The sequence below is a fragment of the Streptomyces sp. AcH 505 genome, from assembly GCF_000818175.1.
Lineage (GTDB): Bacteria > Actinomycetota > Actinomycetes > Streptomycetales > Streptomycetaceae > Streptomyces.
The window spans coordinates 3,712,140-3,718,713 of the sequence record NZ_JTIY01000001.1; the positions used below are offsets into that span (position 1 = coordinate 3,712,140).

The window sequence follows — 6,574 nt, forward strand, 5'->3', positions numbered from 1 at the left end:
GCCCTCGCGCGGCGCCCGTTGCGCCGGCCGGCGGAGGCCGCGACGCGCGCCCCGAGGGCGGAGACGTCATCGGTCAGCTCGGCGAACAGTTCCGTGTCCGTGACGCGCAGCTCCGGCCCGAAGAGCGTCGACAGCGCGGGCCTCGGCCGGCCCGTCTGGACGGCGACGACCTCGCGCAGCACACCCGTCAGCTGCTCGGCCATCTCCTGGGCCGAGGAGAAGCGCCGCGCCGGATCCGGGTCGGTGGCCCGCACCAGCAGCCGGTAGAACGACTCGTACGACCGGAAGACCTCGATGTGGTCCGGGTCCGGCAGCGAGTCCACGAAGACGTTCGTGTAGCCCTGGAAGTCGAAGGTGAGCACGGCGAGGGTGCGGGCGACGGTGTAGAGGTCGGAGGCGACCGACGGGCCCACCTCTCCCACCTCGGGCGCCTGGTAGCCGACCGTGCCGTAGATCGCCGACTCGTCGTCGTCCATCCGGCGGACCGCGCCCATGTCGATGAGCTTGAGCTGGTCCTCGGTCTGGATCGCGTTGTCGACCTTGAAGTCGCAGTACAGCAGGTTGCGGCTGTGCAGATGGCCAAGGGCCTCCAGCGCCTCGATGCCGTACGCGCAGGCCTGCTCGACGGGCAGCGGATCGCGCTTCCCGGCGGGCCCGCGCCGGTCGTTGGCGATCTCCTTGAGCGACTTGCCGCCGACGTACTCCATGACGATGTAGCCGTCCAGGGAGCCGGTCCGCTGGTCGAGGTGTTCCACGAAGTTGTAGATGCGGACGATGTTCGAATGCTCGATCTCCGCGAGGAAGCGGCGCTCGGAGATCGCGGCCTCCATCGCGTCGGCGTCGCCGGTGTCGAGCAGGCCCTTGAGGACGACCCAGCGGTCGGAGACCGCGCGGTCGACGGCGAGATAGACCCAGCCGAGCCCGCCGTGCGCCAGACAGCCCGCGACCTCGTACTGGCCGTGCACGATGTCGCCCCCGGCGAGCTTCGGCACGAACGAGTACGGGTGGCCGCACTTGGTGCAGAACCCTTCGGTACGCCCCGGCAGGTCACCCCTGCTGCGGCCCACCGCCGCCCCGCAGTCGGAGCGGGAGCAGAACCGCTTGCGCTCCGGCACCTCCGGACGCTCCATCACGGCCGACCGGGGGTCGGGGCGCGGCACGTCCGGTACGGAGACCAGGCCCGCGCCGAGCCGGTTGCGCCCCGACGAGGAGGCGGAGCCGCCGGAGGCGCGGACCGAGACCGAGGGACCGGACGCGGAGCCCGACAGCGCGCGCGACAGCCGCCCCGACACGGAGCGCCGCGACGTCGACGAGCGCGAGGAGCGTGACGAGCGCGCCGAGCCCGCCGTGGACGAGCGCGACGACGCCGGGGAGGAGCTGCCGCTCTTGCCGCTCTTCCCGCCGCCCGCGATACCGGTCGGCGGTGAGGACACCTGCCCGGTGGGCGAGACCACCGGGGCGAGACCGCAGGTGTCGCAGTACAGCTCACCGCCGCCCATGTCCTCGTACGAGCCCTCGCACCCCGGGCGCTGGCACGCGTCCGTCCCGCTCATCGGTCCCCCCGTTCGCCTTCTGTTCCTGATGTCCCGCGGTCGGTCGGCTGCTGCTGGCGCTGCTGCCGCGGCACCAGGACCTCGGCGGTCGCCTGCTGGTAGCGCAGCACGGCCTGTTCGGCGACGCGCAGGTCGCACGGCGCGCTCCACAGCATCCGGCGGGCCGCGTCGTACCGCTCGATCAGCAGCGGGTCCTCGGCCATGCCGTGCCTGGCGACCTTCGCCTTGTACGCGTCGAGCCGGCCGCGCAGCTCGGCGCGGACCGCGAGCGGCGCCGTGACCGCGGTCAACGACTCACGGGCGCGCAGCAGTTCGTCCTCGGCGTCGCGCTCCAGGGACTCCAGGAGCGGCGACAGCCGGTGCCATTGGGCATGTCTGCGGTACTCGGCGGCGGTCGAGAGCCGCTCGTGCAGCACCGCCGACGGGCCGCTGACGGCGGGCACCTCGGAAGCGGCGATCTTCGCCAGCACCTCACCGCGCGCCGACCTGGCCTCGTCCAGCGTGCGGTCGGCGCGTGACAGCACGTCACGCAGGCGCAGCAGCCGCTCCTCGGAGTCCTTGCGGACGGCGAGCACGGCCTCGATCTCGCGCCGTACCTCTTCGAGGGCGCGGGCCGCCCTGTCGTAGCGCCCGGTGTCGGGGCGGCCGCCGCCCGGGGCCGAACTGCCGGGCGCCGCACGCCAGAAGGCCAGCGGGTCGGAGACCACCTGGGCGCGCAGCGCGGTCAACTCGTCGGTGATCGAGTCCAGGTCGTCACCGGCCGGATGCTCGCCGGGCCGCACCCCCACCGAGTGCGCGAGCGAGAGCGTGCGCCGCAGCTCGGTAGAGAGCAGGTCGATCCGCGCGGGCAGCGCCGACCAGACGGCGTCGGCGGCCACGACCATGTCGAGCGAGCGCGCGTACAGGTCGTTCATCCGCGTCACCAACTGGGCGAGCGTGAACCGTTCGGCGAGCTTGGCCGGTCCGGTGATGCTCGTCGGCATGCCGTGCTCGGCGGCGGGCGCCGCTACCGTCACCGCCTGGCCGCGCAGCTTCTCGGTCAGCTCCTCAAGATCCTCGCGATTGGGCCAGCGCCGCTTGGCGCGCAGCTCACGCGCCTCGGTCAGGGTGTCGCTGTACCGGTCGAAGTACGCCCAGAGCAGCGTGATCGTCGGCTCGACGGAGGTCCAGCGGTCCTTGGTGACGCCGGTGAGCGCCGCGCCTTCGAGGAGTCTGCGGCCCGCGTGGTCCTGGAGGGCGAGCAGTGACGTCTCGATCGCCTCGTGCTCGGCTTCGAGGCGCGCGAGGGCCCGGTCCACCTCGTCCCGGTCCATGACCGGTACCGGTGGCGTCCCCGACGATCCGGGAAAGGAGCCCGTGGCGCCCATCGATCACCTCTCCGCTTCGCCCTGTGGGGGGACTCGTTGGCCTTGGTCCGGTCGGTCCAGTCGGTCTAGTTGGTCTTGTAGGTAGGCGCGGGCGGCCCGGCTATCCCCGGCAGCCCGGTCTTGAGCCATTTGTTGTACGACCGCATCCAGGGGCTGTTGGCCCCGCCCGCCCGGTACTCCTCCAGGACCTTGTTGATCCGGCGCACCAGGTCGTTGTCGCCGGTCTTGCTCAGCTTGGTCGCGACACCGTAGTACTCGGTCGTGAACGGCGGGCCCTTCAGCATGACCGACGGGTCCTGGGCGGCCTGGCCGGCGGCGAGCGAATTGTCCGTGACGATCGCGTCGACCAGCCCGAGCTGGAGCCTGACCAGGCAGTCCAGCTGGTTCGGCACGCTCAGGTCGGCGGCGCTCTGCCCGGCCGGCTTGTTGCCCTCGTTGTTGGCGCTGTCCCAGTAGATCGCGCCGAACGCGCCGTTCGTCTTGTCGCCCTCCAGCGCCTGCACGGCCGACGAACCGGTCGCCGTGCAGACCCGCTTGCCCTTCAGCGTCTCGTTGTAGCCAGTGATGTCCGACGACTTGGGGGCGAGGACCTGCTGGCCGGCTTTGAAGTACGCGCTGGAGAAGTCGATGTCCTCGCGCCGGTCGCAGGAGATCGTCATCGTCCGGACGATGATGTCGACCGTGCCGTTCTGCAGGGCGGGGATCCGCTGCGCCGTGGAGACGGGCTGGAATTTGACCGCCTTCTCGCTGCCGTAGATGTTCTTGGCGATCGCGCGGGCGATGTCGATGTCGAAGCCCTCGAACTCGTTGGACTCCGGGTCGAGATAGCCCCAGTCGTAGCTGTTCTGGTCGACGCCGACGATCAGTCGCCCGTCCTTGCGCCGCTGCATGTCGGCGACGATCGGTCCGGTGGCGGCCGAGGCGGGCAGACTCGCCTCCGGCGCGTCCCCGTCCTGGCACTTCTCGGCCTTGGCGGGCACGGCTGTCGTGCCGTGCGGCGCCACCAGCCGCCCTCCGTCGGCGCTGTCGGCTCCGCCGTGTGCCAGCGGCAGCAAGGTGAGTGCGGCCGTCACAGCGCAGGCCACGCCCATGGCGGTGACCCCGCCCCAGCCGCGGAGCCTGTCGGACACAGGACTCATCGCTCCCCTTCTCACCGGTACTCCGAAAGCCTGCGGCCCACGCCCAGCAGCGCGCCCAGCGCCCCGAGGACGGCCAGCACACCCGCGCCGGCCGCCAGCCAGGTCAGCGCACCGCGCCCCGCGTCGGCCGACGCGTCGAATTCGCTCTGCTCCTGGCCGATCGCCTTGTTCAGGGCGCTCTCCACCTGGTTGAACGACTCCTCGGCCGTGTCGCCCGCGCCGTTGATCTTCTTCAGCGCGCGCTCGAAGTCACCGCTCTTGTTGGCCGCGTCGGCCTCGTCGTTCCGCTTCTCCCACACCGAGATCGACGTGATCGCGGAGGTCACCGGATCGCGCCCCTTGGCGTCGTCGGCGAGCCCCTTGGCCCGGCCGAGCTCGGATTCGAGGTCCTTCATGCGCGCGTTGAAGTCGACCTCGTACTTGTCGTTGATGCCGTCGGCGGCGAGGATCGAACCGCGGGAGACCAGCGTCAGATTCTCGTTGGCCCGCGCCTTCAGCGCGTTGATCCGGGCCTCGTTGAGCACCGCGAGCGAACTCTGCCCGTGCGTGTTCGCGTCACCCAGATGCGAGCTGCTCAGCGCCTGTCCCGCGATCAGCCACAGCAGCACGGCCGTGGTCGCGGCGGTCGCGCCGAGCAGCCCCTGGTTGAACACCCGGTTGGTGCTGCGGTAGTTACGGCGCTGCGCCCAGACCAGCACGGCCAGGGTGAGCACCCCGAGGCCGAGCGCGGCGAAGGGCCATATCCGGGCCTGGTCCGAATCCTCCTGCAGCCGCTTCGTCTCCGCGTTGTACAGGGCCTCGGCGTTCGGCAGCAGACCGTGATCCTTGGTCATCTGCTCGTTGGCGTACCGCAGATAGGCGCCGCCGAGGGGCTGGTCCTGCCGGTTGGCGGCCCTGGCCCGCTCGATCAGCCCCGTGTAGACGGGTAGTTGGCTGTTGATGTCCGCGATCAGCCGCGCGGCGCCGCTGTTCGCCTCCGTGCTCTTCGCGACCCGCACCAGCAGCTCGGAAGCGGTGGCGATGTCCTTCCGGTACGCCGCCTGCACGTCGGGGGGTTCGGTCGCGCCCGCGAGGAAACCGGTCGCCGCGTCCGTGTCGGCGGCGGCCAGCGAACGGTAGATGTTCGCCGCGTCCTTGACCGGCTGGCTGCGGTTCACCACGTCGTCGGCCGACGCGTACCGGTCGGAGGCCTGCCAGGCCGTCACCGCGCCGAACACCAGCACCAGCAGCGCCAGCGCGGCGCCGATGATGCGCAGCCTGCCGGGTTCGGTCGTCGCCGCCGAGCCCAGCCGCTCCCTGGTCTCCGACCAGGCGCTGCGCCGCGCCGGCGGTACGCCGGGCGGCGCCGGCGGCCTGGGCGGCTGCGCGGGCGCGGGCGGTCGCGCCGACGGTGGCGCTGTGCGCACATTCTGCGGGTATGTCACGTGACCTCCCCCTCGGTCAGTAGACGACGGCCGGCCGGCCCCCGGTGGGTCGGGGGACAGCTCCCGGCCAGCAGTATGGCCGCAGGGACCGACAATCACACCACGCTTGACTGATCTTGTACGTATCGCGCCACCTCAGCGGCGCGCTCTCCCCACCATGAATACGTCACAGCCCGCTGATCGGTTCCCCTTCCCGGCGGAATGATCACGCGTAATGCGTGTGCAGCCGCACGTGTTCGGCGGCGCTCGCGCCGATGTGGTCGAGGCCGAGCAGCCCGGCGCCGAGCACCGGTGGCGCCGTCACCACGCCGATCACCGCCTTCGGCGCCTTGGCGGCCAGCAGCTCCGCGATCCGGTCGTCGAGCCGCGGATGACGGGCCGCCAGCACACCCCCGCCCAGCAGCACCGGCGCCTCCTCGTCCAGCAGGTCGAGCCGGCCGAGCGCGACCGTCGACATCGCGACGACCTCCTCGGCCAGCCGGTCGACCACCGCTCTCGCCACCGGGTCGCCCGCCGCGCTCGTCGCGAACAGCACCGGCGTCAGCTCGTGCTTGCGCAGCGCTGGGATGTGCTTCAGGTGCAGGGCCTCGATCAGCTCGTACATCGTGGTCAGCCCGAAGTGCGCGGGCAGCGTCCGCATCAGCTCCGTCGGCTCGCCGCGGCCGTCCTCGGCGCGCGCGGCGAACCACAGCGCCTCCTCGGCGAGCCCCGAACCGCCGCCCCAGTCACCGGAGATGCGGCCGATGGCCGGGAAGCGCGCGGTCCTGCCGTCGGGCCGCATGCCCACGCAGTTGATGCCGGCGCCGCAGACCACGGCGACCCCCAGCGGCTCCGCGCCGCTGGGCAGCCCGGCCCGCAGTATCGCGAAGGTGTCGTTGCGCACCTCCGTCGTCAGACCCCAGCCGCGCGCCTGCACGGCCTGTGCCAACTCCCGCTCCTCGACGGGCAGATCAGCGTTGGCCAGACACGCGGACACATGGCTGACCAGGTTCTTCGCCGGCAGTCCCGCCGCCGCCGCGGCCTCGGCGACCGCCGCGGCCACCACATCGACGGCCTGCTCGATGCCCACGATCGGCGGCTGGAAGCCGCCG

At 71.8% G+C, this 6,574-nt stretch carries 5 protein-coding genes; all 5 read right to left on the reverse strand.

Annotated elements, in window-relative coordinates; translation table 11 throughout:
- Positions 1-1,553 (reverse strand): serine/threonine protein kinase (locus tag HY68_RS16965; protein ID WP_157874445.1); only part of this gene is annotated, 1,553 nt, incomplete at its 3' end.
- On the reverse strand, positions 1,550-2,920 hold the full coding sequence (locus tag HY68_RS16970; RefSeq protein ID WP_241778601.1) for a hypothetical protein: 1,371 nt from the start codon (positions 2,918-2,920) through the stop codon (positions 1,550-1,552). The genes HY68_RS16970 and HY68_RS16965, both read right to left, overlap by 4 nt.
- A 65-nt stretch (positions 2,921-2,985) precedes the next feature.
- Positions 2,986-4,059 (reverse strand): glutamate ABC transporter substrate-binding protein, encoded by a 1,074-nt coding sequence (locus tag HY68_RS16975; RefSeq protein WP_041989663.1) that lies wholly within the window; start codon positions 4,057-4,059, stop codon positions 2,986-2,988.
- Between the two features lie 11 nt (positions 4,060-4,070).
- The gene (locus HY68_RS16980) at positions 4,071-5,483 is read right to left on the reverse strand and encodes a hypothetical protein (RefSeq protein ID WP_241778602.1); all 1,413 of its coding nucleotides are present in this window, start codon (positions 5,481-5,483) and stop codon (positions 4,071-4,073) included.
- A 205-nt stretch (positions 5,484-5,688) separates the two neighbouring features.
- Positions 5,689-6,574: BadF/BadG/BcrA/BcrD ATPase family protein (locus HY68_RS16985; RefSeq protein WP_041989668.1), on the reverse strand; the 886-nt coding region annotated here is incomplete at its 5' end.

Bases quoted from the DNA above. Each gene is read 5' to 3' on its own strand.
- HY68_RS16975 (WP_041989663.1), bottom strand. From the start codon at position 4,059: ATGAGTCCTGTGTCCGACAGGCTCCGCGGCTGGGGCGGGGTCACCGCC.
- HY68_RS16970 (WP_241778601.1), bottom strand. From the start codon at position 2,920: ATGGGCGCCACGGGCTCCTTTCCCGGATCGTCGGGGACGCCACCGGTA.